A 25,691-nucleotide genomic window follows, 5' to 3' on the forward strand; every position below is an offset into this window, starting at 1 on the left:
CGACGGCCGGCGCGACCTCACTCCGGTTTGTCAGGCGCCCATTGTTTGAGGAAGGCGCTCACACGCACAGGCTGGAACGCTTCGCCCCGGCGCAGCTCGCCGGTGGCCTGCGACACCAGCAGGCTGCCGTCGGCGTCCAGCACCAGCAGGTGCGGGTAGTCGCGCTCCATTTCCGGGAACTGGGCGAGGAAGGCGGTGTTGGGCTGTTCGTCGCTGGCATTGACCTTCACCCACACGAAGTGGGCGTCGCGGAAGCGGCGCAGGTCGCCGTTGCCTTCCACCAGCTCGTCCAGCGCCTGGCAGCGATCGCAGGCCGCGTTGCCGACCTCGAGCAGGATGCGCTTCTTGCCGCGCTGGGCTTCCACCTTGGCGGTGGCCAGGTCATCGGCAGGGTCGCGGGCCGGGTCGAACTGCGCGCCGAGCCCGGCGATGGCGGCGATGTCCGCCGCCACCGGGGTGTTGCCCGAGGCCACCGGTTCGCTGGGGTCAGCGACCGGTGGCTCGGTGGGTCGGGTGTCCAGCGGCTGCGTCGGCTCGGCGGCGGCAGGCGGTTGCGGTTGGGAACAGGCGCCGATCAGCGCCGCACAGACCACCACCACTGCACTACCGAGCTTCATACGCATGCCAGCTACCCTCTCTTCATCACTTGACGCCGTGCATCAGCTTGTTGATCAGCGGGGCGATCAGGAACAGCACCACGCCGGAGCCGATCAGGGCCCAGAACCCGAAGGTATACCCCTTCAGGGCCGACTCGACCGTCATGCCGCCTTCACCACTGACCACGCCCGCGAAGATGCCCGACAGGTTGTTGCCGATGCCGGTGGACAGGAACCAGCCACCCATGCCGAAGCCGACCAGGCGCACCGGAGCCAGCTTGGTCACCATCGACAGGCCGATCGGCGACAGGCACAGCTCACCCACCGACTGGATGACGTAGACCATGAACAGGGTCCAGAACGGGATCTTGCCGTCCACGACCATCTGCGACAGCGCGTACATCAGCAGGGCGAAGGCGGCGCCGTTGAACAGCAGGCCGAGGCCGAACTTGCGCGGAATCGACGGATTGGCGCGGCCCAGGGCCACCCAGATCCAGGCGATGATCGGCGCCAGGGTGATGATGGCCACCGAGTTGACCGACTGGAACCAGGCCGTCGGGAAGGTCCAGTCACCCATCTGGCGGTTGACGATGTTCTCGGCCAGGAAGGTGAACGAGCTGCCGGCCTGTTCGAAGAACATCCAGAACATCACGTTGAACGCGAAGATGATCAGCATGGCGATCACGCGGTCGCGCTGCACCTTGCCCTCGCGGATGCCCTCGACCAGCAGCAGGATGGCCAGCGCGGTGAACATCGCGCCCAGGATCCAGGCCAGCGCGGTGGCGCCGGTGGCCAGCAGGAAGTAGGCCACCGGGATGGCGACCACGGCACCGACCAGCACCATGATGATGCGGCCGAAACCTTCAGCACCGGCCGGCGGTGCACCGATGCCCTTCAGGCCGGCGCGGCCGATGTAGAACCACACCAGCGAGATCAGCATGCCCACGCCCGAGGCGATGAACACGACCTTGTACGACGGCATTTCCGAGGTACCGAAGACCTTGCGGGCCAGGTACTCGGTCAGCACCGGGGCGATCATCGCGCCGATGTTGATACCCATGTAGAAGATGGTGAAGCCCGAATCGCGGCGCTCGTCCTTCAGGCCGTACAGCTTGCCGACCATGGTCGAGATGTTCGGCTTGAACAGGCCGTTGCCAACGATGATGGTGGCCAGGCCAAGCTTGAAGATGTGCTCCTGCGGCAGCGAGATCATGAACAGGCCGGCGGCCATGATGATCGCGCCGGTCAGGATCGAGCGCTGGTAGCCCAGTACCCGGTCGGCCACGTAGCCACCGAAGATCGCCGCGGCGTACACCAGGGCCAGGTAGGCACCGTAGATGCGGCTGGCGTCGCCCTCACCGGCAGCGTTGCCGTTGTAGAACTGGGAGACGATGTACAGCACCAAGGCCCAGCGGATGCCGTAGAACGCAAAGCGTTCCCAGAACTCGGTCATGAACAGCATCCACAGCGGGCGCGGATGGCCCAGCGTGGTCTTGAAGTCCGGCAGCGCCGGCTCTGGGGTATTCGCAGTGGCGTTTACGCTCATGCGGGTTTCCTGGTTCGGTGGATGACGAGCACGTCCGATGTGCAGTGGAGCAACGCGCGAGGATCACCGACTTCTGGCGTTCACGTCAAATACACGCCGTTTGAGGCAGGTCACCGCCTGCTCGCTGAACTTGCATCTGAAACGATCCAGCCGCCGGCCGGGATTCAAGCTGAATGGGGATCAGCCCAATGCGGCCGGGGGCGCCGCCTGCAGGCTGGTGCGTACCTGGAACAGCTCGGGGAAGAAGGTCAGCTCCAGCGCCTTGGCCAGGAAGCCCACCCCGGACGAGCCGCCGGTGCCGCGCTTGAAGCCGATCACCCGCATCACCGTGCGCATGTGACGGAATCGCCACAGCTGGAAGGCAGTCTCCAGGTCCACCAGGTCCTCGCACAGCGAGTACTCGCGCCAGTAGCGGTCGGTGTCCTGGTAGATGCGCTCGAACACCGGCTGCAGGGCGTCGTCGGCCACGTGCGGCTGGGTCCAGTCGTGGGTCTCGTACACCGCCGGCACGGCGTGGCCGAAGCGAGCCAGGTACTTCAGGAATTCCTCGTACAGGCTCGGCGCCTCCAGCACGGTGCGCAGCTGCGCCTGCCCGGCCGGGTCGTGCTCGAACACCTGCAGCATCTGCGCGTTCTTGTTGCCCAGCAGGAACTCGATGTAGCGGTACTGCAGCGACTGGAAGCCCGAGGACGGGCCCAGCACATCGCGGAAACCCATGTACTCGGACGGGGTCAGCGTTTCCAGCACCGACCACTGCTCGGTGAGCTGGCGCAGCACCTGCTTGCTGCGCGCCAGCACCTTGCGGCACTGCCAGACTTCATCGCGCTGCAGGAAGCCGATCGCCGCCCGCAGTTCGTGGCCGAGCAGCTTCAGCCACAGCTCCGAGGTCTGGTGCTGGATGATGAAGAGCATTTCGTCGTGGTGCGGCGGACTGGACAGCGGCTGCTGCGCGCTGAGCAGCTGGTCCAGCCGCAGGTAGCCGCCATAGGTCAGGCGCCCCTGCAGATCGGTGTGGATGCCGGCTTCGAGATCGCGTTGGTTGTTGTCGACGGACATGGGCGGGACCAGATCGGGGGCGGCAAGGGTAGCGCGTTGCCGCCGCGCTGGCAGCCGCCGGGTCCATACCGGGCCGTGCGGTTGGCCGTGGAGCATCGGCCGATGCCGAGGCTGCGCGTGGAACCGATCAGGCCGTTGCGCGGACAGTCAGCCAGAGGCGTATTCTGATGCTTTGCAGCAACGACTGAATACGTTGTTGTTATTGGCCCCCCACCCGCCGGCAGGGGTAAAACGGGGAGTCCCCGTGTTGCGGCGCAGGAAGGCTATTCCGTACGCGTTCCTTAACATGGCGATTCATATCATTTGTAACTTCTCTGTCGAAGGTGCAGTACGCAATGACGGTTGCCGCTGAATTCAAGATCGAATACCTGCAGTACCTGGACGTGGACGGCAAGCTCGTCCGCGATGACCTGCCCGCGTCGCTGCGCGACCCCAAGGTCCTGGTACCGCTGTTCAAGCAGATGCTGTTCGTACGTACGTTCGACAGCAAATCCATCGCGCTGCAGCGCACCGGCAAGCTCGGCACCTACGCCGCCTGCCTGGGCCATGAAGCCGCGCACGTGGGCATCGGTGCCGCGATGCAGAAGGACGACGTGTTCGCGCCTTCGTACCGCGAGTATGGCGCGATGTTCATGCGTGGCGTGCGTCCGCACGACGTGCTGATGTACTGGGGCGGCGACGAGCGCGGCAACGACTACGGCGGCAACGCGGCCAAGGATTTCCCGTTCTGCGTGCCGATCTCCACCCAGTGCCTGCACGCCGCAGGCGCGGCGCTGAAGTTCAAGCTCAACAAGGAACCGCAGATCGCGGTGGCCGTGTGCGGCGACGGCGGCAGCTCCAAGACCGACTTCTACGCGGCACTGAATTCGGCCGGCGCCTACAAGCTGCCGCTGATCCTGTGCATCGTCAACAACGGCTGGGCCATCTCGGTTCCGCGTTCGGCCCAGACCGGTGCCGAGACGCTGGCGCAGAAGGGCCTGGCCGGCGGCCTGCATTGCCTGCAGGTGGACGGCAACGACTTGATTGCAGTGCTGGCGGCCATGGAGCAGGCGCGCGAACGTGCGCTGGCCGGCGACGGTGGCACCGTGCTGGAACTGATGACCTATCGCCTGTCCGACCACACCACCGCCGATGACGCGCGCCGCTACCGCGACGATGCCGAGGTGAAGGATGCCTGGCAGCGCGAGCCGATGCTGCGCCTGCGCAAGTACCTGATCAACGCCGGCGTCTGGAGCGAGGAAGAAGAAGCCGCTTGGGTCGCCGAGTGCGGCACGCGCGTGGACGAGGAAGTGAACCTGTACCTCAATACGCCGGTGCAGCCGGTCGAGGCGATGTTCGATTTCCTCTACGCCGATCCGCCGCAGGACCTGCTGGCCCAGCGTGCCCAGGCGATCGCCCTGGAGCAGCGCCATGGATGAGATCAAGAACGGCGCGCCCGGCGCGCACACCAACGCCGCCGACAGCGCCGCCGTCGCGCGCGGAGAACAGAGCATGACCACCACCCCCATCACCCTGATCGAAGCCATCACCCAGGCACTGGCCTGGGAGCTTGAGCACGACCCGTCGGTGCTGGTGCTGGGCGAGGACGTGGGCGTCAACGGCGGCGTGTTCCGTGCCACCGCCGGCCTGCAGCAGCGCTTCGGCTCCGAGCGCATCCTCGACACCCCGCTGGATGAAACCACAATCGCCGGCCTGACCATCGGCCTGGCCGCACAGGGCATGAAGCCGGTGGCCGAAGCCCAGTTCGACGGGTTCATGTACCCGATGGTCGACCATATCGTCTGCCACGCCGCCCGCCTGCGCTATCGCACCCGTGGCCGCCTGCACTGCCCGATGGTGCTGCGCGTGCCGTGGGGCGGCGGCATCCGTGCGCCGGAACACCACAGCGAAGCCAACGAGGCCATCTTCACCAACGTGCCGGGCCTGCGCGTGGTGCTGCCGTCGTCGCCGCAGCGCGCCTATGGCCTGCTGCTGGCCGCGATCCGCGAGCCGGATCCGGTGATCTACATGGAGCCCAAGCGCATCTACCGCCAGTACAAGGAAGTGGTCGTCAACGACGGCGAGGCCTTGCCGCTGGACGTCTGCTTCGTGCTGCGCGACGGCACCGACGTGACCCTGGTGACCTGGGGCGCGCAGGTGAAGGAAGCGCTGGAAGCGGCCGACAAGCTGGCCGGCGAAGGCATCAGCGCCGAAGTGATCGACGTGGCCACGCTGCGTCCGCTGGACTTCGCCACCATCGCCGAGTCGGTGGCCAAGACCGGCCGCTGCGTGATCGTGCAGGAGGCCCCGAAGACCGCGGGCTTCGGCGCCGAGATCGCCGCGCGCCTGGCCGAGGAATCGATCTACGACCTGCTGGCTCCGGTCGAGCGCGTCACTGGCTACGACACCCACATTCCGCTGTTCCGCCTGGAAATGAAGTACCTGCCGAGCGTTGAGCGGATCGTGGCTGCGGCCAAGCGCGCGGTGGCGGCCGGCTGACATGCGGGCCCGCCTTCTGGGGGCTTACCGCAGCCAGTATCCCAACCCGCTCCGGTTCCACACCGGCCAGATCGTCGAAGTAGGTGTTCGTGACGAGGAATGGCCGGCGTTTGCCTGGGTACGCACCAACGATGGGCGCGCTGGATGGGCGCCCGTCGCGTGGCTGCAGCTGCTGGACGAGGGTCGCGCCGAAGCGCTGTGCGACTACGACGCCCGCGAGCTGGATGTGGAAAGCGGCGAGATGGTGAAGCTTCATCACGAACACGGTGGGTGGTGGTGGTCCGAGCGCGCCAATGGCGCGACGGGCTGGCTGCCGGCCCGCGAACTGGAACTGCTGGAAGAGAACTGCACATGAGCCAGACCAAGAACTTCAACCTGCCCGACCTGGGCGAAGGCCTGCCGGACGCCACCATCGTCGAGTGGTTCGTCAAGGAAGGCGATGTGATCAAGCTGGACGAGCCGCTGGTCTCGATGGAGACCGCCAAGGCCGTCGTCGAAGTGCCCTCGCCGTTCTCCGGCAAGGTGCTGAAGCTGTCCGGCGCCGCCGGCGACATCATCCCGACCGGTTCGGTGCTGGCCAGCTTCGAGCTGGACCCGAACCTGCCGCAGCGTGCCGATGGCCAGGACACCGGCCACAGCCACGGCCACGCCGCGCCTGCCGCCGCACCGACGCCGCCGCCGCTGCCGGCCGCTGCCGCACCGGTGGCCACCGAAGCCGCCAAGCCCGCCGCCGCCGAGCGTGATGACGCCGGTACCGTGGTCGGTGCGATGCAGAGCTCCAACGCCGTGCACGCCGAGCAGGCGCTGGCCGTCGGTGGCGTCAAGGCCGTTCCGGCCGTGCGTGCCACCGCGCGCAAGCTGGGCGTGGACCTGTCCCGCGTGCGTGCCACCGGCGCCGATGGCGCGGTGACCATGGCCGACGTCAAGCAGGCCGCCGCCAATGGCAGTGCCAAACTCGGCGCCGCGCCGGCACCGGTTGCCGCGGCTGCCTATGCCGCGCCGGCCCCGGCGCAGGTGTCGGCCCCGGTGCAGAGCGAAGCGCGCACCCCGCTGTCTGCCGCCGGCAAGCCGATGCGCACCCAGCCGCCGGGCGTGGTGGCCAAGGGCCAGCCGGAACCGCTGAAGGGCGTGCGCCGCAACATGGCCCGCGTGATGGCCGATGCGCACAGCAAGGTCGTGCCGACCACGCTGAACGACGACGCGGACATCCACGCCTGGCTGCCGGGCAACGACGTCACCGCGCGCCTGGTGCGCTCGATCGTGGTGGCCGCGCAGAAGGTGCCGGCGATGAACGCCTGGTTCGACGGTGAAGCGCTGACCCGCACCCTGCACGCGCAGGTGGACATCGGCATTGCCGTGGACACCGACGACGGCCTGTTCGTGCCGGCGCTGCGCAATGCCGACATGCTCGATGCACGTGGCATCCGCGAAGGCGTCAACCGCCTGCGCGAGCAGGTGGAATCGCGTTCGATCGCCGCCTCGGAACTGAGCGGCTACACCATCTCGCTGTCCAACTTCGGCATGTTCGCCGGCCGCTACGCGACCCCGGTCGTGGTGCCGCCGTGCGTGGCCATCGTCGGTGCCGGCCGCGCCCGCCACCAGATGACCCCGGTGATGGGCGGCGTGGAAGCGCACAAGGTGATCCCGCTGTCGGTCACCTTCGACCACCGCGCGGCCACCGGTGGTGAAGCGGCCCGCTTCCTGCGCGCGATGATGGACGACCTGGCGCTGGCCAGCTGATCGGCCACCTGACCGGTGCGTGCCAACCTTGGTTGGCACACGATCTGGAAAAACGCCGGGCACTGCCCGGCGTTTTTTTGTGCCCGTATCCACGCATGGCGTGGATCTACACAATGCGGGCGATCAATCGCGCGCGACCATGCCCTCGGCGCGGCTGTAGACACGCAGGCGGTGGCCATCAGGATCGGCGCCGACGAAGGTGTGGCCGAATTCCAGTGTCACCGGCGCCTGCAGGATCTGCACGCCGAGCGCGCGCCACGCATCGTGCATCTGCTGCACGGTCTCCGGGTTGGCCACCACCATCGCCAGTTCGGCGGCACCGGCCTGTGCAGACACGGGGGGCTGCACGTCATCGCGCTGCCACAGGCCGAGTGCGGCGCCATCGCCGAGCAGGAACAGGGCGAAGCCGGGCGACTGTTCGACCGGTGGTTTGCCGAGAATGCCGCTGTAGAAAGTTGCGCTGGTGGCGACGTCGCGCACGTACTGCAGCAGGGTGCTGGGCGTGAACATGGGTAACCTCCGTTGTTGGGAGCGTTCATGGTGGTACCGGCCTGCTGACAGATTCTGTCAGTAGCGTCGAGCTTGCTCGACGGCCGTTCGCGAAGATCAAAGGCGGTCGAGCAAGCTCGACCTCTACCGGGAGCAAAGAGCGAAGGCCGCCCTCCCCCCAGAGAGCAGGAAACGAAGCGCGAAGGACTGCTGTTGCCGTTGCCCTGGTAGATGTCGAGCTTGCTCGACTGCTGTTCGCGAAGGTCAAAGGCGGTCGAGCAAGCTCGACCTCTACCAAGAGCAAAGAGCGAAGGCCGCCCTCCCCCAGAAGCAGGAAGCGAAGCACAAAAGCCGTCGAGCAAGCTCGACGCTACGAACGGTCCAGCCAGTCCGGGGTGATGCCCTGCGCCTTCTGCCACCGCCGCAGCAGGGTCGCGCGCGGCACGGGGTAGCGGTCCTCCAGCGCGCGCACCTGGCGGATGCGGTCCAGGCGGAAATGGCGGAAGTCTTCGCGGCTCTCGCACCAGGCCGCCAGCATCGGCACTTCATCGAAGTAGCCCAGCGCGAATGGCCAGACAATGCGTTCGCTGCGCTGGCCGCGCGCATCCTCATAACCAAACCTGAGGCGCTGCTGCGCACTGACCGCCTCGCGCACGGCCTGCAGGCGCGCCGCCGGCACTTTGGCCGCCGTTCGCGAAGGGCCTACGCGCAGGCCACTGTCACGCAATGCCTCGCGCCGTGCTGCAGGCAACACATGCGCGATGCGCGCCAATGCATCGCGTGCGGCTTCGGCCAACGCGGGTTCGGTACGGGCCGCAACCCAGCGCAGGCCCAGTACCAATGCATCGATCTCGGCCGGTGGCAGGCTCATCGGCGGCAGGGTATCGCTCGGCGCCAGCTGGTAGCCGATGCCGGCTTCCCCGCGCAGGTCGGCACCCTGCTCGCGCAGGGTCTCGATATCGCGGTACAGCGTGCGCAGGCTGATGCCCAGCGCTTCGGCCAGCACCTGTCCGGCTACCGGCCGCCGATGGCGGCGCAGCAGCTGCAGCAGCTGGGTCAGGCGCAGCGCACGCGACATCAGCCGACCAGTACGCTGGATGCCACCACGTGCTCGCCGGGGGGCGGAGCCAGCGCGGCATCCACCAGCGCCCTGGCAATCCGTTCGGCAGGATTGATCCGCCACGCCCGCGGCAGCAACGGTCCCAACACGCCCAGCACCTGCAGGGCGAAGTGTTCGCCACGGCGCACCTGCTGCCGCTGCCCGCCAATCAGGCCGGGCCGCACCAGGGTGAGCGACGCAAACTCGAGCGCGCGCAGGTCGCGCTCCAGCTCACCCTTCACCCGGTTGTAGAAAATCGCGGAGCCTGCATTGGCCCCCGCTGCCGAATTCAGTACGAAAGCACGCGCGCCCTGGCCGCGGGCCAGCTGCGCAAACGCCAGCGGGTAGTCATGGTCGATGCGATGGAAGGCCTCACGGCTCCCCGCCTGGGCCATCGTGCTGCCCAGCGCGCAGATCACCGCATCCACCTGCGCCCAGTCGGGCGCCTCCGGCAGGGCGTCGAACTCCAGCACCGGGGCGTACAGCTTCGGGTGGGCCAGGGTCAGCGCCCGCCGGGTCGGGGCCACCACGGCACGGCAGCGCGGGTCGTCCAGCAGCATCGGCAGGGCCAGCCCACCGACCAGGCCGGTTGCCCCCAGCAGCATCACGCGCATCACTACCTCCACTGCGGCATCCTGTCGCCCATCCTAGCCGTTCAAGCCGTCGGCGGCCGCGCCGATATGCTGGAACCAGTCCCTGCCAGCCCCAGGATTTGCTCCATGACGGACCAGCCCGACCACCGCCCCGCCCCCGGTACTGCCCTTGGGCCGCCGGCACGCGTGCGCGCGGTGGTGGATGACGGGCTGGGCGACCGCGTGGTGCTGCAGGGCGGCGGCGGCGTGGCCCTGCAGCAGCTGTTTGCCGGCGCCGATGCACCAGAACCGCTGCTGGCCGCGTTCGCCAACGGCATGGCTACCCTGCCCGGCGAGCTGGGCGACATGGGCGACCGCCTGCAATCGGCGCAGGCCAGTGCTGATTGGCCGCGCTACGGGCGTGCGATGCGGCAGTTGATCGACAAGTACATCCGCACCATCGAGCAGCATTCACCGGACGGGCAACCCGAAAGCCTGCGCTTGTCCGAGCAGCTGCGGCTGCTGCTGGGCGGCGCAGTGGTCGCGCTGCTGCAGCATGACCCGGACCTGCGCGAGCAGGCGCAGGCGCTGGCCACGCGCCTGCGGCAGTGGCAGCCCGGCACGGCCCTGGAACCGATCGAACAAGGCGTGCGCGAACTCGGCCACCAGGTCGGCGTGCGCGCGGAGAGCTGGCAGGAGCAGCAGGCGCTACTGCTGGAGCTGTTCGCGCTGCTGCTGGAGAACGTGAGCGAACTGCTGGACGACCGCAGCTGGCTGCAGGGCCAGATCGCTGCGGTGCGCCAGCTGCTGGACGGGCCGCTGGAAGCCGAAGCGGTGGAGCGCACCCGCGCCGAGCTGCGCGAAGTGATCTACAAGCAGGGCCTGCTGCGCCAGGGCATCGATGATTCAAAGGCAGCGATGCGCGGGCTGATGGGCGAGTTCATCGAGCGCATGGATGGCATGGCCGCCAGCACCGGCGAGTACCACGATCGCATCGGCAGCTACGCGTTGCAGCTGCGCGAAGCGCGCAGCATCGCCGACCTCAACCAGCTGCTGCAGGACGTGATGCGCGACACCGGCAAGGTGCAGCAGCAAGCGGCACAGGCGCGCGACCATCTGGCCAATGCGCGTCAGGAAGTGGAGCTTGCCGAGCAACGCATCGCCCAGCTGGAGCAGGAACTGCGCGCTGCCGGCGATCTGGCCCGCATCGATCCACTGACCCAGGCATTGAACCGCCGCGGGCTGGAAGAGCTGCTGCAACGCGAGCTGGCGCGTGCCGCGCGCAACAACTCGCCGCTGGGTGTGGCGATGATCGATCTGGACGACTTCCACCAGACCAACGACGCGCACGGCCATGCCGGTGGCGATGCGCTGCTGCAGCACCTGGTGTCCGTATGCAAACTGCTGCTGCGCGCCACCGATGGCATCGCGCGCCTGGGCGGAGACGAGTTCGTGCTGGTGCTGCCCGAAACCCAGGGCGCTGACAGCATGGCCACCGTGCAGCGCCTGCAGCGCTCGCTGGCGCACCGCGTGCTGACGGTGCAGGATCGGCGCGTGCCGGTGCATTTCAGTGCGGGGTTGGCCCAATGGCAGCCCGGCGACGACGCCGAGGCGCTGCTGCGGCGCGCCGATGATGCCCTGTACGCGGCCAAGCGACAGGGCAAGAACCGGGTGCAGGCGGGATAACGCCCGGCGCCCGTGAACCGCTTCGGTAGGTGCCAACCTTGGTTGGCACGTGCGGGAAACAAAGCACCGACCAAGGTCGGCCCCTACCGGGGAATCCGTCGCCGCTTATTTCCCGCGCAGCTTCTGGAAGCCGCTCACCGCAGCCAGCACGATGGCACCGGCGATGATGCCGACCACCATGTTGCCGACCGCACTGATCAACCAGCCCCACTGGCCCTCGCCGCCCAGTGCCTGCACCGCGTGATGCAGTGCCGGCACGTTGTGCACCAGGATGCCGCCGCCGACCAGGAACATGGCGATGGTGCCGGCCACCGACAGGAACTTCATCAGCCACGGTGCAGAGGCGACCAGGCCGCGACCGAACGCCGCAATTGCGCCGCCCTTGCGCGACAGGTACAGGCCCACGTCATCGAGCTTGACGATGCCCGCCACCAGTCCGTAGACGAAGATCGTCATTGCCAGTGCGACCACCGCCAGCGTCAGCAGCTGGTTGGTGAAGGTCGCGGTGGCCACCACGCCCAGGGTCAACACGATGATCTCGGCCGAGAGGATGAAGTCGGTGCGGATCGCGCCCTTCACCTTGTCCTTCTCCCACGCCACCATGTCCACCTGTGCGTCGGCCAGCGCCTTGCGCCGCTCGGCCTGGCGCTCGGCGTCGTCATCGGATGAGTGCAGGAAGCGGTGTGCCAGTTTCTCCACGCCTTCAAAGCACAGGAAGGCGCCACCGATCATCATCAACGGCACGATCAACGGCACATTCCAGCCACGGCTGTGCAGCCACGCCTCCAGTGCACTGATCGCCAGCGCAGCCGGTACCAGGATCACCTTGTTGACCAGCGAGCCCTTGGCCACCGCCCACACCACCGGCAGCTCGCGGTTGGCGTTGACCCCGGTCACCTGCTGCGCGTTCAGCGCCAGGTCGTCGCCCAGTACGCCGGCGGTTTTCTTCGCCGCGACCTTGGTCAGCACCGAGACATCGTCAAGCAGGGAGGCGATATCGTCGAGCAGGGCGAACAGGCTGGCACCGGCCATGGGGCATCCAAGTGAGGGAATGAGCGGATTCTGACCGATACCGGGGCAGCTGCGGAAGCGGTCGGATTCACCGCGTGCCTACCGCCCCCCGGCGACACTGCGGAATCCGGACATTGCCGGCCAGCGGCCGGCACTACCAACTTTGTCGCATGGGAGTGTCGCTTGAGCAATCCGCCCACCGCCAATGGCAATCCCCCGCTGGTCAAGGGCATGAACCGGCGCAGCCAGATCCTGCGCCTGCTGATGCGCTACCGCCATTCGGGGGTGTTCTCGGGCATGAACCTGGACGCCGCCAGCCACCAGGCCGACGTCCCCGCCGACGGCAACCCGGAACAGTTCGTCAGCGACCTGGAAGCCCTGGGGCCGACCTTCGTCAAACTGGGCCAGATGCTGTCCACCCGCCCGGACATGGTGCCTGTGGAATTCGCCACCGCGCTGGAGCGCATGCAGGAAAAGGTGGCCGAGATCCCGGTCGAGCGCATCCATGCCATCGTCGAGCAGGAACTGGGTGCGCCGGTGAACAAGCTGTTCGCTTCGTTCGATCCCGAGCCGCTGGGCTGCGCGTCGATCGCGCAGGTGCACCGCGCGGTGCTGCACGATGGCCGGCAGGTGGCGGTGAAGGTACAGAAGCCCGAGGTGGCCGCGCAGCTGCGTTCGGACCTGGAGGCGCTGCGCAGCTTCGCGCTGGCCGCCGACCACCTGACCCAGGTGGGCCGCCGCGTGCGCCTGCGCGACTGGCTCAACGAGTTCGCCAAGACCCTGATGCAGGAGTTGGACTACCACGCCGAGGCCGAGAACCTGGCGCGCTTCGGCCGGCACCTGAAGCCGTTCCGCCGGCTGTGGATTCCGCAGCCGCTGTGGGATTACAGCAGCCAGCGCGTGCTGACCATGGAACTGGCTACCGGCGTGCGCGTGGACGCGATTCCCGATGTGCGCCGCACCGAGCAATCGATGGACCCGCTGGCCGCGGCGCTGATCCGTGGCTACCTGGACCAGATCTTCGTGCACGGCGAGATCCATGCCGATCCACACCCGGGCAACCTGCGGGTGATGCCCGACGGGCGGCTGGCGATCTTCGACCTGGGCATGGTCGCGCACATGCCGCCGCGCCTGCGCGAGCGGCTGCTGAAGATCCTGTTCGCCGCCGTGGATGGCCGCGGCGAAGAAGTGGCCGACGACCTGATCAGCATCAGCACCCGGCTGGAGGCGTTCGACGAGGAGCGCTACCTGCGCGAGACCGGCCAGTTGATTGCGCGCTACGCCGCCAGCGGCAGCTTCTCCGAGGGCCGCGTGGTGCTGGACATGGTGCGCATCGCCACCGCCTGCGGCCTGCGCACGCCGCCGGAGCTGAGCCTGCTGGGCAAGGCGCTGCTCAACCTGGAAACCGTGTGCCGGCTGCTGGCACCCGAGCTGGAAACCCGCCGCATCGTCGAGCGCCAGCTGCAGCACGTGATGCGCGCGCGCCTGAAGAAATCGCTGTCGGCCGCCAACATCGCCAGCGAAGCAATGGAGCTGCAGCAGCTGCTGCGCGATGGGCCGCGCAAGCTGTCGGACATCATGGCGCTGCTTGCCGAGAACCGCCTGCAGATGAAGGTGACCGGGCTGGAAGAATCACGGTTGATGGAGAACCTGCAGAAGATCGCCAACCGCGTGGCGGCCGGCATCATCAGCGCGGCGCTGATCATGGCCGCCGCGATGATGATGAAGATCGACACCGGCTGGCACCTGTTCGGCTACCCGCTCATCGCGCTGATCCTGCTGTTGATCGGCGTGGTGCTCGGACTGGGCATCGTGACCAGCGCACTGCTGTTCGATCGTCGCGCGCGGGCACGCGAGGAACGCGGCCACCGTTAGCGCATCCACTGAAACCGCCGTATTCATGCGGTTTTTAATGCAATCCAACGAAGCCTTTCACGCTCGTTTTACCTTCCGGGCGTGATTGCGCGCGCGTCATTTCAACAAACATTTCAGTCAGGTTCGTGCATGCACTATCGGGTCATCGGCCTGTCATGTGAATGTGCTTGCGGCAGCGCCGGTCGGATGGACACGCGTCGGTACGACGTCCATCACCACCACCCCGTCACTGCCGAAGCTGCCTATGCTCTGGATACTGCTGCTGTCGTTGTTGCTGCTGTGCTGGTTGTTCCTCGCGTCCGACAAGTGGGTGTGGTGGAAGGCCGGTGCGTTCTCGCTGCTGCTGCTTGCACTCAGTGCGTGGTGGTTGATCGACAAGCTGTCCGGTGATGGGCTCAATGCCGCCACCCTGTACCACCTGGGCGCCGACATGGAAGGCGCTGGCGTCGCCGACTTCAAGGGCTATATCGCCGGTTTCATCGTGCTGGCGCTGGTCTCGCTGCTGCCGCTGATTGCCACGCGGGTGAAGCGCTGGCGCCGGCCCGGCCACGGTGCTGCCTGGTTTGCAGGCTTCGCGGCAGTGTGGGTGGCCACGATCATGATCAGCCCGCTGGCGCGCGACGGCCAGCGCCTGTACCAGCAGTTGCGCCCGGTCGATTTCGCCCGCATCGCACCCGAATACCAGGTGCCGACGCAGCCATTGCAGCGCCCGCGCAACATCGTCTGGATCTACGGCGAAAGCCTGGAGCGCACCTACCTGGACGAGAACGTGTTTCCGGGCCTGATGCCCAACCTCAACCGCCTGGCGTCCGAGTCGCTGGACGTGCGTGGGCTGGCCTCGGCCGAGGGCAGCGGCTGGACCATCGCCGGCCTGGTGTCGTCGATGTGCGGCGTGCCGCTGACCACCTCGCAGGGCGACGAGAACAGCATGGACCGCATGGGCAGCTTCCTGCCCAAGGCCGTGTGCCTGGGCGACTACCTGAAGCAGCAGGGCTACACCAATCATTACCTGGGCGGCGCCAACGGCCAGTTCGCCGGCAAGGGCCAGTTCCTGGCCAACCACGGTTTCGATGAAGTGCACGACCTGGCGTGGTTCAAGCAGCAGAAGAAGATCGGCCGCATCCACTACTCGGCCTGGGGCGTGCACGACGACGTACTGCTGGACACCGCCTACCAGCGCTTCGAACAGCTCTCGCGTGCGGGCTCACCGTTCATGCTGACCACGCTTACGATGGACACCCATCATCCCGCCGGCCACCTGCCGGTGTCGTGCAAGGGCGAGCGGTACCAGAGCCAGTACGGCAACATCAACATGCTCAACGCGCTCAAGTGCAGCGACCGCCTGATCTCGCAGCTGGTGCAGCGCATCCAGGCCAGCCCGTACGGCAAGGACACGCTGATCGTGATCGCCTCCGACCACCTGGCGATGCCCAACGATCTGACCCACATCCTGACCCGGCAGAAGCGCGAGAACCTGCTGCTGTTCCTCGGCGATGGCGTGGCACCGCGCCAGCTGGCGGTGGAGGACGGTTCGACGCTCGATTCCGGCGCTACCCTGCTCAGCCTGCTCGACCCGAAGCTGCAGACCATGGGCTTCGGCCGTTCGCTGCTGGATGAGAAGCGCGCACCGAGTGCCAGCGTGGCCGCACGCCGCGAGGGGGGCCGGGACTATCCGCAATACCTCGCCTTCGCGCGTTCACTGTGGCTGGGCGAACCGACCCGCGAACTGAAGATCGATGGCGATGACCAGGTAGTGGTCGGCCTGCAGCACGTGCAGCCACCGGTGCTGCTGGAGTACGACAAGGACTGGGGCCTGAAGTCGGTGTATCTGGAAAACACCTCGCGCCAGTTCGATGACGCGAACCCGGACAACACCCTGGCCTACGTCGACCGCTGCACCGCGTTCGAGGACGGCTCGGCCGACGGCGACTGGTGCGCCCTGCTGGTCAACCGCGACAACGGCATCAAGCTCTACCGTGACAATGACCTGCGCGGCGGCATCGCGGTGGATGCACCACTGGACGCCTTCCAGGGCCCGCGCCCAAGCGTGCGCCAGGCGCACATGATCACCCAGAAGGGCCGCCGTACCCGCGCCGGCCAGTACATGCTGCAGCTGGTGGCGAGCACGCGCCCGGATCGCGGTTTCTGGATCGAGGCGGTGTCCTCGCAACGCAAGGTGGTATTGGCGCAGCAGTGGGTACAGCCTGATGCCAACGGCAAGATCAACGTGTCGTTCGGGCTGGACCACGAAGTGGATGATCTGGAGATCCGTGCGTGGTTGAACCATGCCGAGAAGCTGGCGGTGGATACGTTCGCACTGGTGCCCTCGCGCAGCCGCCCGCGGGGGTAGGGTTTCTTTGCAGGGCTGCGCCCTGCACCCGCTACGAGCCAGAGCAAAGGCAACAGCAACAGCGGGGCATTCCGTGGGATGGCGGGGCGGTGTCGGAGTGCGGGGACGCCGTAAACCCATCCATGGGGGCTTGGCAGCCGCATCCATGCGGCTGACACCCCGCACTCCGACACCGCCCCACCTCTGACGGATTCCTGCGGCTGTCGGTGGGTGTCGACCTTGGTCGACACGTCTCTCAGATATCGAAATCAATCTGGGGTCAGATCCGTTTTCCTCCGGAAAACGGATCTGACCCCCAAGAGCATTTCCGAAAGATCGCGGCCATCTGTCAAAGGCGGGGTGGGTCCGGTTGCGGGGGTGTCCGCGGCATGGATGCCGCGGCCAAGCCCCCATGGACGGGTTTACGGCGTCCCCCGCAACCGGACCCAGCCCGCCATCCCACGGAATGCACGCTGTTGCTGTTGCTGTTGCTGTTGCGTTTGCTCTAGCCCGTAGCGGGCGCAGGGCGCAGCCCTGCAAAGAAACCCCTACTCCTGTGGATCGCGGGTGATGTGGATGTCGGTCGGGGTCGACAGCGGAATGTTCCGCTCCGCCAGGATCTGCAGCAGGCTGAAGTACAGATCGCTGCGGGTGGCGTACACCTGCCGCGGGCTGGCCACGTACGCAAAGCTGTTGATGGTGATCTGGCCACCGGCAATGCTGTCGATGTAGACCGTCGGTGCCGGCTGCTTCAGCACGTTGGTATGCGCGGTGTACGCATCCAGCAGCGCCTGGCGCAGATTGCCGACATCGGTGCTGGGCGGCACCGCGAACTGGATCTGGATGCGGCCCTGGTTGTTGCCCATCGTCATGTTGCGCACGGTCTTGGTGACCAGCTCGGAGTTGGGCACGATCAACGTCGACTTGTCGCCCACCTGGATCTCGGTCGAGCGCAGGCTGATGCGGCGGATGTCGCCTTCCTGGTCGCCCAGCTTCACCCAGTCGCCGATCTTCACCGGGCGCTCGGCCAGCAGGATCAGGCCGGACACGAAGTTCTGGGTGATCACCTGCAGGCCGAAGCCGATACCTACCGACAGCGCGCTGACCAGCAACGCCAGCTTGCTCAGCTGGAGGCCCATGGCCGACAGCGCCCAGATCACCGCGATGATGATGCCCACGTAACGGGCGACGGTACTGACCGAGTTGCGTGCGCCCAGGTCCAACTCGGTCTTGGGCAGGTAGGTGTCGGTCAGCCAGCGCTGCACCAGCTGGGTGATTGCCAGGCCGGCCAGCAGCACCAGCACCGCCAGCACGATCCCCATCGGCTTCAACGTGGTTCCGCCCAGCGGAATGCCGGTCGTGAGCAACGAAGCGAACCGCTCCACCACTGCGCCGATGTTTCCGAACGGCGCCACCAGCGCCAGCAATGCCAGCAGCACGACAATCGTGCGCAGCGCCGCCGACAGCAGCACGCCGGCCTGCTCAAGCCGCGACACGCTCAGGCCGGTGCTGAGCAGGATGGTCTGGCCGACCTTGCTGTCGGCATTGAGCATCCAGGTGCTCAGGTCATCAACGAACTTGAACAGCAGCGTCGCCGCCAGCACCACGATGCTGCCGCCGATCAGCTGTTGGTTCACGAACTTGGCGAAATTCAGATAGCCCAGCAACGTGGCGATGATGGCCGCCACCACCGCGATGTTGCCTGCCACGCGTGCCAGCACCAGCCAGCTGCTGCGCCGCACCGGCGTGCTCGCGCCCACACCTTCGGCCTGCGCTTCCAGTTTGGCTTCGGCCTCGGCGGTCTGCCGCCGATGCAGGCGTGCCAGCGTCACCAGCATGGCCATGATCAGGCCCAGGTAGGTCAGCGCGATCACACCGTCCAGCGCCACCGTGGTGACATCGCTGGTGCGCGTGGCCTGGTCGATGGCGACCAGCACCGTGCTCAGCCAGGCCAGCGCCGCCGCGCCCCAGGCGTACTTGCGCAGCTTCAGCGCGGCGGTGTCATCCAGGTTCAGCAACCGCCACGAGGGCCGCGACGGCACCAGCAGGCAGGCACTGAGCGCGGCGATGAACGCGGCGGCGAAGGTGGCCTGCTGCACGCCGTCGGCCACGTTCTGCAGGCGCGGCGCAATCGCACCGATGGCGTTGAGCGAGGCGATGAACACCACTACCGCATAGCCGGGCAGCAGCGTGCCCACCAGCAACAACCACATGGCCAGGCCGGAACGGCGCAGACGGCCATCGGGCGCACGGTCGGACGCAGCGAACTGCCTCCCCAGGCGGCGTAGCCACAACCGCAGCGGGAACATCATCACCAGCGCGGCCACCAGGCCCAGCAACGGCGTGCCCCAACCATTGGCGCGGATACCGGCGACGAACGCATCGCGTCCCTGCTCGGCCAACGGCGCAACCCGTGCGATATCGATCGGCAGGCGCTCGGCCACCTTGCTCCACAGCGCAGGCGACAGCGGCGAGGCGACCTTCTTCCCCAGCTCCTCGGTGCGTTGTGCGGCGCGTTGCTGGTCGATGTCGGTCGCCAGCTGCTGGGCGCGCACGGCACTGGTCTTCGCCTGGGCCACCGATGCGGCCAGTCCGTCGCGCTGCTTGTTGAGGGTGCGCCGTTGCGTCGCCAGCTCCGGCGGCTCGGTGGCCCCTTCTGCAGGCATGCCCAGCTGCGCCAGCTGTTCGTTGAGGCGGTCCAGCTGCGGCTGCAGCGACTTCTCCAGCGCCTCGGCATCGCGCCGTGCCTGCGAGGCATTCTCGGACAGCATCGCCAGCGTTTCGATGGCTTCCGCATCGCCACGCTTGCGGTCGATCTCCTTCAGGCTGGAGTCGATATCCGCCAGCTGCTGCTTCGGCGTGGGGTCCTCGTCCTGCGCCAGCACCGGCGCGGACAGCAGGAAGACGCTGCACAGCAGCAGGGCCAGCCAGGGGCCCCGTGCACGGATCGATCGCAGGAAAGAAGACACGCCAGCCACACCGGTTCGCGCGGACCACCGCGCCTGCGCGCGACTATACGGCACCGCCGATAAAGGGCGGGTGGGCAGCCCCGGCAGCGTCGAGCGTCAGTACTTCAGGCGCAGTTCTTCCACGGTCGGCTGCTGCAGCGCATACCAGTCCTGGAACTCTTCCTCGGTGATCTCGTCGGGCGCGTACACCGCCACCGGGTGCCAGTCGTGGTCGGTCGGCAACGGCTGGCGCGGGCCGGCGCGCAGGCTGTAGCTGACGCCTTCGTAGTCGACCAGATCATCGACCTGCGCCCACTGTTCGCGCGCGAACGCGGATTCACTCTTCAACAGGATCACCTGGTACATCGGCACCTCCACCTCGGTTGGATCAGGAAAACACGGCGCTGGCGGCAGGATACCGCCACGCCGATGACAACGTGCACTCCGCCGGGGCGACGGAACGTTCTGGACACGGCCATCGCCCCGGCTTCACCCGCCCATGGCAAGGCCATCGGCATCGTGGAGGCCCACCCCTGCCACCACGCCGATGACCGACCACCCACCGCTGAAGACCGTCGCCGACCTCAAGCTGCCCCGCTACCTGGGCACCTGGTACGAGATCGCGCGCCTGCCGATGCGCCACGAGCCGGAAGGCTGCACCGACGTGTCGGCGCACTACACCCTGCTCGACAACGGCAACGTCGGCGTCACCAACCGCTGCCGCATGGACGGCGAGATCGAGGAAGCCAGCGGCGAGGCCTGTGCCGTCGACAACGACAGCGCGCGCCTGGAAGTGAGCTTCCTGCCCAAGGGCCTGCGCTGGCTGCCGTTCGCCAAGGGCGACTACTGGGTGATCCAGATCGCGCCGGACTACAGCGTGTCGCTGGTCGGCAGCCCGGATCGCAAGTACTTGTGGCTGCTGGCGCGCGAGCCGCGGCTGGACGCGACCGTGCAGGACCATTATCTGGCGGCGGCTCGCCTGCAGGGCTTCGATCTGTCCGAACTGATCCAGACCCCGCACACCGGCCACCCCACTGCCTGAGCTTCGTCGCGCATGGACCTGAAAAGTGGCTACCCGTGGTGGGCGGTACGCAACGGCCTGATCCACGCCTTCCCGCCGTTGCAGCAGGACCTGCGCTGCGACGTGCTGGTGGTCGGCGGCGGCATTACCGGCGCGCTGATTGCCGACGAGCTGTCCCACCATGGCCACGATGTGGCGGTGATCGAACAGCGCGACATCGGCTGGGGCAGCACCGCCGCCAGTACCGCGCTGCTGCAGTACGAGATCGATACCCACCTGCTGGAACTGACCGAACGCTACGGGCATGACGCCGCCGCACGGGCCTACCTCGCCTGTGCCGAGGCAATCCCGGCGCTGGGCGAGGTGGCCCGCGGCCTGAAGGACGTGGACTTCCAGCGCATGGACAGCCTGTACCTGGCCAGCCGCCATCGCGACGTGCCACGCCTGATGGCCGAGGGTGCCGCGCGGCGGGGCATCGGCCTGGATGCGCGCTGGCTGGGCCCGGAGGCGCTGCGGGAACGCTTCGACGTGGACGCCGGTGGTGCGCTGCTGACCCGCCAGGCGGCACGGGTCGACCCTTACCGGCTGACCTATGCGCTGCTGCAGCGCGTGCGCCGGCGTGGCGGCCACGTGCATGACCGTACCGTGCTGCACACGCTCACGCCGGGCCCGCGAGGCGTGCGTGCGCTGACCGAGGCCGGCGCCACCGTCCACGCCCGCCACGTGGTGCTGGCCATGGGCTATGCCAACCAGCGCTGGCTTGAACAGCGGGTCGCACGCAACCGCAGCAGCTACGCCTTCATCACCGATCCGATCGATGCCGACGTGCTGGGCCGGCTGCGCAACACGATGGTGTGGGAGAGCGCCCGCCCCTATCTGTACCTGCGCGCCACTGGCGACCGCCGCCTGCTGGTGGGCGGGCTGGACGATGCCATCGACATCCCCGCCCGCCGCGACCGGCGCGTAGAGCGCAAGGCCGACAAGCTGATGAAACAGCTGCTGCACTGGTTCCCGCGGCTGGACCCGGTGCCTGCCTTCTCCTGGGCCGGCACCTTCGCTGAAACGGCCGATGGCCTGCCGTTCTTCGGCCCGCACGCGCAGTGGGGCCCCCGGGTTCATTTCGCCATGGCCTACGGTGGCAACGGCATCACCTACTCGATGATCGGCGCCCAGCTGCTGCGGGCCCGGATCGAGCGGCGGAAGCATGCGCTGGAAGGGCTGTTCGGGTTCGGGCGGTTGTGACCTGCAGCCAGGCATGGCCTGGCTCTACCCCAATCCGGCGCCGACAGGCATCATTCAAGCAACCCCTGCTAGCGTCGGCCTGTACCGCCGCGTGTTGCGTGGCCACCTGTCCGCTGGAGCGCCGTCATGATCCGCCCCCTGACCCTGCTGCTGTGCCTGGCCCTGCCGGGAACCGTGCTGGCCCAGTCCGCTGCCGGCGCCACCGCGCCGCAGGCGGCCGGCCTGGACCTGTCGCTGCCGCAGGCGCCGATGCGCTACCTCAATGACCCGGCCCTGCAGCAGGACCCGCCCGGCACCTACTACGGCGACAAGAGCGGCCCGCGCGTGCACGACGACGCCAGGATCGCCGACGTGACCGACGACAAGGTCAAGGTGTCCGGCAGCTTCACCACCGGTATCGGCTATTCCAAGAACGGTGGCAACAGCCACTACAACGCCGCCACGCTGAACCTCAGCAAGAACTACACCACCGATGAAGGCAAGACCCACGGGGTCAACGTCAACATCCACGTGAGCGAAGGCAAGGGCCCGGGCTTCTTCGGCCCGTACGGCGGCTACTACGGCCGCGGCCCGGGCTGGGATTACCCGCCGCCGTACGGCTGGTAACGCCGACCCTCTAGAGCCGAGCCCATGCTCGGCTGGTAGTCGCACGGTAGCGCCGGCCGCTGGCCGGCGACTCGCGGGGTTGGAAACGATCATGGGTTGCCGGCCAGCGGCCGGCACTACCAGCAGGTCAATCCAGCCAGCCATCGCGCTCGCTGTGCAGGATGCGGCCGTCATATCCGCTCAGGCGCACCTCCACCTTCTGGTTGCGGGCATTGCGCGCTTCCAGCGACCAGGTCGCGCCGTCACGTTCCAGCGAATGGATCTCGCGCAGGCCATGCGCCTGCGCCCGTGCCAGTACCTGCTCGGTGGTCAACAGCGCGCGGCTGCTGTGCTCATCGAAGATCTCGCCGGTCTTCGGGTCCACGTAGACCTCGCTGAAGCGGCCATCGGCACGGCTCACGTCGGCTTCCCACAGGCCGTCATCGCGCTCGATCTCGTGGATCTGGCTGTAGCCGGCCTTGCGCAGGGTCTGTTCGACCTGGGCCATGCCCAGCGGTGCGGCCTGCGCGGCCGGTGCGATGGCCAGCGCAGCGACGGTGGCGAGAGTGAGCGACTTCAACATGGGGGTTCTCCTGTTCGTGGCCGGATCATCCCGGCACCGCCACGATGCATGCCCCGGTTAACAGCGCCTTAGCCGCGGCTGCTAGGCAACGGTTAGTCGCCATCGGCATACTCGCGCCGGTTCCCCTTCCCGGCGCAGTCACCATGCTCCCCACCCTCGCCCTGCTGCTGGCCCTGGCCGGCGCCCCGAACGCTGCCGCTCCGACCCAGGACCCGGCGCAGCAGGTTGCACGCCGTGCCGTGCAGCAGGGCCGCTATGTGCCGCTGGAAGGCGTGGTGCGTGATGCGCTCCGGCGCTATCCGGGCCAGCTGCTGGAAGTGGAGCTGGACGACGGTGTCTACGAGGTGGAGATCCTGCGCACCGACGGCGTGGTGGTGGAGCTGGATTATGATGCGCGCAATGGAAAGCTGTTGAAGACGGAGCTGGACGACTGATGCGTATCCTGCTGGCCGAAGACGATGCGGCGCTGGTTCAACGGCTGGTGCCGTTGCTGGAACAGGCCGGCTACGTCGTGCACACGGTGGCCGACGGGCGCCAGGCCGAGGAGATCGGGCAGGTCGAGGACCTGCAGGCCGCGATCGTCGATCTGGGCCTGCCCGGCCTGGACGGGCTGAGCGTGATCGAGCGCTGGCGTGGCAATGGCCGCAGCTTCCCGGTGCTGGTGCTGACCGCACGCGGGCGCTGGCACGACAAACTGGCCGGCTTCGATGCCGGCGCCGACGACTACCTCACCAAGCCCTTCCAGGCCGACGAACTGGTGCTGCGCCTGCGGGCGCTGATCCGCCGCAGCCATGGCCATGCCAGCCCGCGCCTGCAGTGCGGCCCGTTGCAGCTGGACGTCAACGCAGGCCGCTTCGAGCTGGATGGGCAGGCGCTGGCGCTGAGTCCGCAGGAGTTCCGCGTGTTGAGCTACTTCATCCACCACAGCGGCAGCGTGATCAGCCGCGACCGCCTCGGCGAGCAGGTCTTCGAAGGCGGCTACGATCCCGATTCCAACGCGCTGGACGTCCTGCTCGGGCGGGTGCGCCGCAAGCTGGGCACCGACCTCATCCATACCGTGCGTGGCCAGGGTTGGCGGCTGGCCGAGGCATGAGCGCGCGCCAGCCTTCGCTGCGCCGCCGGCTGCTGCTGGTCGCGGGCATCGGTCTGGTGCTGGTCTCGGTACTGGCCAGCGTCCTGCTGGGCGAGCTGTTCAAGCGCAGCGCGCGTGACCGCCTCGACCACGAGCTGCAGCAGGACATGCTGACCCTGCTGGCGCAGGCCGAAGTGGACCCGGAAGGGCAGCTGCGCCTGCGCCAGGAACCGAACGACGCCCGCTTCCAGCGGGTGTTCTCCGGTGCGTACTGGCAGATCGCGGACCAGCAGGGCAAGGTGCTGCTGCAGTCGCGCTCGCTGTGGGACCAGACCCTGGCCGCCACCGCCGACGGCCCGACCCAGCGCAACCTGCCCGGGCCGATGCAGCAATCACTGCGCGCCCGCGTGCAGCAGGTGCGCCTGCCCCGTGCGGCACAGGCCTATGTCGCCGTGGTGGCCAACGACCGCAGCGCACTGGATGCCGATGTTGCCGCGTTCCGCCAACGCACCGCGATTGCGCTGGCGGTGCTGGTGGCCGCGTGGCTGGCGGTGCTGGCCAGCCAGGTCCATTTCGGGCTGCGCCCGCTGCGCGGATTGCGCCAGCAGCTTGAGCGCATCCGGCGTGGCGAAGCCGAACGTATCGACCGCCGCCAGCTCGATCTGGAAATCGCACCGCTGGCCGATGAACTGGACGCCCTGCTCGACCACCACCAGCGCATGGTGGCGCGTGCGCGCAGCAGTGCGGAAGATCTCGCCCATGCACTGAAGACGCCCCTGAGCGTGCTGGCCGCCGAGACACAGGGCGACGGCCGCGACTGGCGGCGTACGCTGCACGAACAGGGTGCGCGCATGCGCGCCAGCATCGACCGCTATCTGGCCGCCGGCCTGGCGGTGGACCACCGGCAGCGCAGCGAGGTGGCCCCCGCCGCCGAAGCGCTGTGCCGGCTGATGACCCGCGTGCACGCCGGCCGTGGCATCCACTTCCGGGTGGACGTGGCCCCCGGGCTGGCCTTCGCCGGTGCCGTGACCGATCTGGAAGAAATGCTGGGCAACCTGCTGGACAACGCCGGCAAGTGGGCCCGCCACGATGTGCGGCTGCGCGCCCTGGCCCAGCAGGACCGGCTGCACATTGAAGTGCGCGACGACGGCCCCGGCCTGGACGAGGCCAAGCTGGAGAGCGTGTTGCAGCGTGGCGTACGCCTGGACGAACGGGTGGAAGGCAGCGGCCTGGGGCTGGCCATCGCAGCCGACATCGCCGCCAGCCACGGCGGCTCACTGCGCCTGTCGAACGAAAACCCCGGATTGCGCGCGCGGCTGGAACTGCCGCTGGCGCCGGCTGACTAGGTCGAGGCGGGACGGACCCAGGCGCAGCCGAGCGTGGGCTCGGCTCAGCACGTCACTCATCAGCGGTGATGCATCCACCAGCAATCGATCGCGTCCAGCACGATATGGATCATCAACCCTATGCCAAACAACCGCGTCTTCTTCGGCACGCACAGACCGGCATAGACCGCAATGGCCGGCGCGGTGTGCAACGGGTGGAAGCCGATGCTGCAGCGGTTCGGCGCGTAGATCGGATCGGCCAGCAGGTGGTCCAGATCGATGATCCAGCCCAGCAGCATCAGCAGCCACGCCGAAGCGAAACGCTTGCGCCAGAACAGCCATGCCAGCAGGGCTGGCACGGCGGCATGCAGGAACAGATGGAAGATCGCGCGTGCGCTCATCAGGGCCGGCAGCGCCGGGCCATGCCCGGCGTTTCCT

Annotated in this window: 23 protein-coding genes and 1 pseudogene; 13 read left to right on the top strand and 11 right to left on the bottom strand. The window is 67.7% G+C overall.

From position 1 onward, the window contains the following. Nucleotides 1-17 precede the first annotated feature (17 nt). The 3 genes from VN11_RS20075 to VN11_RS20085 form a co-directional block, all read right to left on the bottom strand. Entirely contained in the window at nt 18-623 is a 606-nt protein-coding gene (locus tag VN11_RS20075) for a thioredoxin family protein (protein ID WP_053451010.1), read from the bottom strand. A 19-nt stretch (nt 624-642) separates the two neighbouring features. Beyond that, a complete protein-coding gene (locus VN11_RS20080) occupies nt 643-2,142 on the bottom strand; it encodes a peptide MFS transporter (RefSeq protein WP_049456245.1) in 1,500 nt (499 codons plus the stop codon). Between the two features lie 180 nt (nt 2,143-2,322). Continuing rightward, a complete protein-coding gene (locus VN11_RS20085; protein ID WP_008265566.1) occupies nt 2,323-3,198 on the bottom strand; it encodes a tryptophan 2,3-dioxygenase in 876 nt (291 codons plus the stop codon). A 335-nt stretch (nt 3,199-3,533) separates the two neighbouring features. Here VN11_RS20085 and pdhA point away from each other — a divergent pair, with 335 nt between their 5' ends. The 4 genes from pdhA to VN11_RS20105 are packed head-to-tail and all read left to right on the top strand — an operon-like array spanning nt 3,534 to nt 7,416. Beyond that, nucleotides 3,534-4,616, top strand: a complete 1,083-nt coding sequence (pdhA, locus tag VN11_RS20090; protein WP_053451011.1) for a pyruvate dehydrogenase (acetyl-transferring) E1 component subunit alpha — start codon at nt 3,534-3,536, stop codon at nt 4,614-4,616. Then, entirely contained in the window at nt 4,609-5,676 is a 1,068-nt protein-coding gene (locus VN11_RS20095; RefSeq protein WP_006474353.1) for an alpha-ketoacid dehydrogenase subunit beta, read from the top strand. The genes pdhA and VN11_RS20095 overlap by 8 nt, the downstream gene beginning before the upstream one ends. A gap of 1 nt (nt 5,677) precedes the next feature. Further along, nucleotides 5,678-6,031 (top strand): SH3 domain-containing protein, encoded by a 354-nt coding sequence (locus VN11_RS20100; protein ID WP_053451012.1) that lies wholly within the window; start codon nt 5,678-5,680, stop codon nt 6,029-6,031. Continuing rightward, on the top strand, nt 6,028-7,416 hold the full coding sequence (locus tag VN11_RS20105) for a dihydrolipoamide acetyltransferase family protein (RefSeq protein WP_053451013.1): 1,389 nt from the start codon (nt 6,028-6,030) through the stop codon (nt 7,414-7,416). Before VN11_RS20100 ends, VN11_RS20105 begins: the two co-directional genes overlap by 4 nt. Nucleotides 7,417-7,539: 123 nt before the next feature. Here the strand turns inward: VN11_RS20105 and VN11_RS20110 are convergent, their stop codons facing one another. The 3 genes from VN11_RS20110 to VN11_RS20120 form a co-directional block, all read right to left on the bottom strand. Next, nucleotides 7,540-7,926: a VOC family protein gene (locus tag VN11_RS20110; RefSeq protein WP_053451014.1), complete on the bottom strand. Its 387-nt coding sequence runs from the start codon at nt 7,924-7,926 to the stop codon at nt 7,540-7,542. 349 nt (nt 7,927-8,275) lie between these two features. After that, on the bottom strand, nt 8,276-8,983 hold the full coding sequence (locus tag VN11_RS20115) for a helix-turn-helix transcriptional regulator (protein WP_053451015.1): 708 nt from the start codon (nt 8,981-8,983) through the stop codon (nt 8,276-8,278). After that, nucleotides 8,983-9,618 carry an NAD-dependent dehydratase gene (locus VN11_RS20120; RefSeq protein WP_053451016.1) on the bottom strand — a complete coding sequence of 212 codons (636 nt, stop codon included), beginning with the start codon at nt 9,616-9,618 and terminating at the stop codon, nt 8,983-8,985. The genes VN11_RS20115 and VN11_RS20120 overlap by 1 nt, the downstream gene beginning before the upstream one ends. A 105-nt stretch (nt 9,619-9,723) precedes the next feature. Here VN11_RS20120 and VN11_RS20125 point away from each other — a divergent pair, with 105 nt between their 5' ends. Beyond that, nucleotides 9,724-11,262, top strand: coding sequence for a GGDEF domain-containing protein (locus VN11_RS20125; protein WP_053451017.1), 1,539 nt, complete (start codon nt 9,724-9,726; stop codon nt 11,260-11,262). Nucleotides 11,263-11,367: 105 nt separating this feature from the next. Here the strand turns inward: VN11_RS20125 and VN11_RS20130 are convergent, their stop codons facing one another. Then, on the bottom strand, nt 11,368-12,294 hold the full coding sequence (locus VN11_RS20130; RefSeq protein WP_053451018.1) for a DUF808 domain-containing protein: 927 nt from the start codon (nt 12,292-12,294) through the stop codon (nt 11,368-11,370). A gap of 207 nt (nt 12,295-12,501) precedes the next feature. Here VN11_RS20130 and VN11_RS20135 point away from each other — a divergent pair. Together VN11_RS20135 and VN11_RS20140 are read left to right on the top strand one after the other, a co-directional pair. Further along, nucleotides 12,502-14,148, top strand: a pseudogene (locus VN11_RS20135) (ABC1 kinase family protein); the annotation flags it as partial. Between the two features lie 244 nt (nt 14,149-14,392). Then, entirely contained in the window at nt 14,393-16,498 is a 2,106-nt protein-coding gene (locus tag VN11_RS20140) for a phosphoglycerol transferase I (protein ID WP_053451019.1), read from the top strand. Nucleotides 16,499-17,025: 527 nt separating this feature from the next. Here the strand turns inward: VN11_RS20140 and VN11_RS20145 are convergent. Continuing rightward, the gene (locus VN11_RS20145) at nt 17,026-19,455 is read right to left on the bottom strand and encodes a DUF3772 domain-containing protein (protein WP_053451020.1); all 2,430 of its coding nucleotides are present in this window, start codon (nt 19,453-19,455) and stop codon (nt 17,026-17,028) included. Between the two features lie 87 nt (nt 19,456-19,542). Beyond that, complete coding sequence (locus VN11_RS20150) at nt 19,543-19,791, bottom strand: hypothetical protein (RefSeq protein WP_053451021.1); 249 nt, start codon at nt 19,789-19,791, stop codon at nt 19,543-19,545. Between the two features lie 181 nt (nt 19,792-19,972). Here VN11_RS20150 and VN11_RS20155 point away from each other — a divergent pair, with 181 nt between their 5' ends. The 3 genes from VN11_RS20155 (at nt 19,973) to VN11_RS20165 (ending at nt 22,294) form a co-directional block, all read left to right on the top strand. Continuing rightward, nucleotides 19,973-20,467: a lipocalin family protein gene (locus VN11_RS20155; protein ID WP_049457567.1), complete on the top strand. Its 495-nt coding sequence runs from the start codon at nt 19,973-19,975 to the stop codon at nt 20,465-20,467. Between the two features lie 12 nt (nt 20,468-20,479). Further along, complete coding sequence (locus VN11_RS20160) at nt 20,480-21,688, top strand: NAD(P)/FAD-dependent oxidoreductase (protein ID WP_053451022.1); 1,209 nt, start codon at nt 20,480-20,482, stop codon at nt 21,686-21,688. A 126-nt stretch (nt 21,689-21,814) separates the two neighbouring features. After that, a complete protein-coding gene (locus VN11_RS20165) occupies nt 21,815-22,294 on the top strand; it encodes a hypothetical protein (RefSeq protein WP_053451023.1) in 480 nt (159 codons plus the stop codon). A 127-nt stretch (nt 22,295-22,421) separates the two neighbouring features. Here VN11_RS20165 and VN11_RS20170 read toward each other — a convergent pair whose 3' ends face one another. Then, nucleotides 22,422-22,856 (bottom strand): PepSY domain-containing protein, encoded by a 435-nt coding sequence (locus VN11_RS20170; RefSeq protein ID WP_049456463.1) that lies wholly within the window; start codon nt 22,854-22,856, stop codon nt 22,422-22,424. A 143-nt stretch (nt 22,857-22,999) separates the two neighbouring features. Here VN11_RS20170 and VN11_RS20175 point away from each other — a divergent pair, with 143 nt between their 5' ends. Genes VN11_RS20175 through VN11_RS20185 form a run of 3 tightly spaced genes read left to right on the top strand, consistent with a single transcriptional unit; the run spans nt 23,000 to nt 25,274 of the window. Then, the gene (locus tag VN11_RS20175; protein ID WP_008267113.1) at nt 23,000-23,290 is read left to right on the top strand and encodes a PepSY domain-containing protein; all 291 of its coding nucleotides are present in this window, start codon (nt 23,000-23,002) and stop codon (nt 23,288-23,290) included. Further along, nucleotides 23,290-23,949, top strand: a complete 660-nt coding sequence (locus VN11_RS20180) for a response regulator transcription factor (protein ID WP_053451024.1) — start codon at nt 23,290-23,292, stop codon at nt 23,947-23,949. Before VN11_RS20175 ends, VN11_RS20180 begins: the two co-directional genes overlap by 1 nt. Continuing rightward, on the top strand, nt 23,946-25,274 hold the full coding sequence (locus tag VN11_RS20185; protein ID WP_053451025.1) for an ATP-binding protein: 1,329 nt from the start codon (nt 23,946-23,948) through the stop codon (nt 25,272-25,274). Before VN11_RS20180 ends, VN11_RS20185 begins: the two co-directional genes overlap by 4 nt. A gap of 59 nt (nt 25,275-25,333) precedes the next feature. Here the strand turns inward: VN11_RS20185 and VN11_RS20190 are convergent, their stop codons facing one another. After that, a complete protein-coding gene (locus tag VN11_RS20190) occupies nt 25,334-25,654 on the bottom strand; it encodes a DUF6122 family protein (RefSeq protein WP_006474656.1) in 321 nt (106 codons plus the stop codon). Nucleotides 25,655-25,691: the final 37 nt, after the last annotated feature.

The organism is Stenotrophomonas maltophilia (assembly GCF_001274595.1).
Classification (GTDB): domain Bacteria; phylum Pseudomonadota; class Gammaproteobacteria; order Xanthomonadales; family Xanthomonadaceae; genus Stenotrophomonas; species Stenotrophomonas forensis.

Bases quoted from the DNA above. Each gene is read 5' to 3' on its own strand.
- VN11_RS20075 (WP_053451010.1), bottom strand. From the start codon at position 623: ATGCGTATGAAGCTCGGTAGTGCAGTGGTGGTGGTCTGTGCGGCGCTG.
- VN11_RS20080 (WP_049456245.1), bottom strand. From the start codon at position 2,142: ATGAGCGTAAACGCCACTGCGAATACCCCAGAGCCGGCGCTGCCGGAC.
- VN11_RS20085 (WP_008265566.1), bottom strand. From the start codon at position 3,198: ATGTCCGTCGACAACAACCAACGCGATCTCGAAGCCGGCATCCACACC.
- pdhA (WP_053451011.1), top strand. From the start codon at position 3,534: ATGACGGTTGCCGCTGAATTCAAGATCGAATACCTGCAGTACCTGGAC.
- VN11_RS20095 (WP_006474353.1), top strand. From the start codon at position 4,609: ATGGATGAGATCAAGAACGGCGCGCCCGGCGCGCACACCAACGCCGCC.
- VN11_RS20100 (WP_053451012.1), top strand. From the start codon at position 5,678: ATGCGGGCCCGCCTTCTGGGGGCTTACCGCAGCCAGTATCCCAACCCG.
- VN11_RS20105 (WP_053451013.1), top strand. From the start codon at position 6,028: ATGAGCCAGACCAAGAACTTCAACCTGCCCGACCTGGGCGAAGGCCTG.
- VN11_RS20110 (WP_053451014.1), bottom strand. From the start codon at position 7,926: ATGTTCACGCCCAGCACCCTGCTGCAGTACGTGCGCGACGTCGCCACC.
- VN11_RS20115 (WP_053451015.1), bottom strand. From the start codon at position 8,983: ATGTCGCGTGCGCTGCGCCTGACCCAGCTGCTGCAGCTGCTGCGCCGC.
- VN11_RS20120 (WP_053451016.1), bottom strand. From the start codon at position 9,618: ATGCGCGTGATGCTGCTGGGGGCAACCGGCCTGGTCGGTGGGCTGGCC.
- VN11_RS20125 (WP_053451017.1), top strand. From the start codon at position 9,724: ATGACGGACCAGCCCGACCACCGCCCCGCCCCCGGTACTGCCCTTGGG.
- VN11_RS20130 (WP_053451018.1), bottom strand. From the start codon at position 12,294: ATGGCCGGTGCCAGCCTGTTCGCCCTGCTCGACGATATCGCCTCCCTG.
- VN11_RS20140 (WP_053451019.1), top strand. From the start codon at position 14,393: ATGCTCTGGATACTGCTGCTGTCGTTGTTGCTGCTGTGCTGGTTGTTC.
- VN11_RS20150 (WP_053451021.1), bottom strand. From the start codon at position 19,791: ATGTACCAGGTGATCCTGTTGAAGAGTGAATCCGCGTTCGCGCGCGAA.
- VN11_RS20155 (WP_049457567.1), top strand. From the start codon at position 19,973: ATGACCGACCACCCACCGCTGAAGACCGTCGCCGACCTCAAGCTGCCC.
- VN11_RS20160 (WP_053451022.1), top strand. From the start codon at position 20,480: ATGGACCTGAAAAGTGGCTACCCGTGGTGGGCGGTACGCAACGGCCTG.
- VN11_RS20165 (WP_053451023.1), top strand. From the start codon at position 21,815: ATGATCCGCCCCCTGACCCTGCTGCTGTGCCTGGCCCTGCCGGGAACC.
- VN11_RS20170 (WP_049456463.1), bottom strand. From the start codon at position 22,856: ATGTTGAAGTCGCTCACTCTCGCCACCGTCGCTGCGCTGGCCATCGCA.
- VN11_RS20175 (WP_008267113.1), top strand. From the start codon at position 23,000: ATGCTCCCCACCCTCGCCCTGCTGCTGGCCCTGGCCGGCGCCCCGAAC.
- VN11_RS20180 (WP_053451024.1), top strand. From the start codon at position 23,290: ATGCGTATCCTGCTGGCCGAAGACGATGCGGCGCTGGTTCAACGGCTG.
- VN11_RS20185 (WP_053451025.1), top strand. From the start codon at position 23,946: ATGAGCGCGCGCCAGCCTTCGCTGCGCCGCCGGCTGCTGCTGGTCGCG.
- VN11_RS20190 (WP_006474656.1), bottom strand. From the start codon at position 25,654: ATGAGCGCACGCGCGATCTTCCATCTGTTCCTGCATGCCGCCGTGCCA.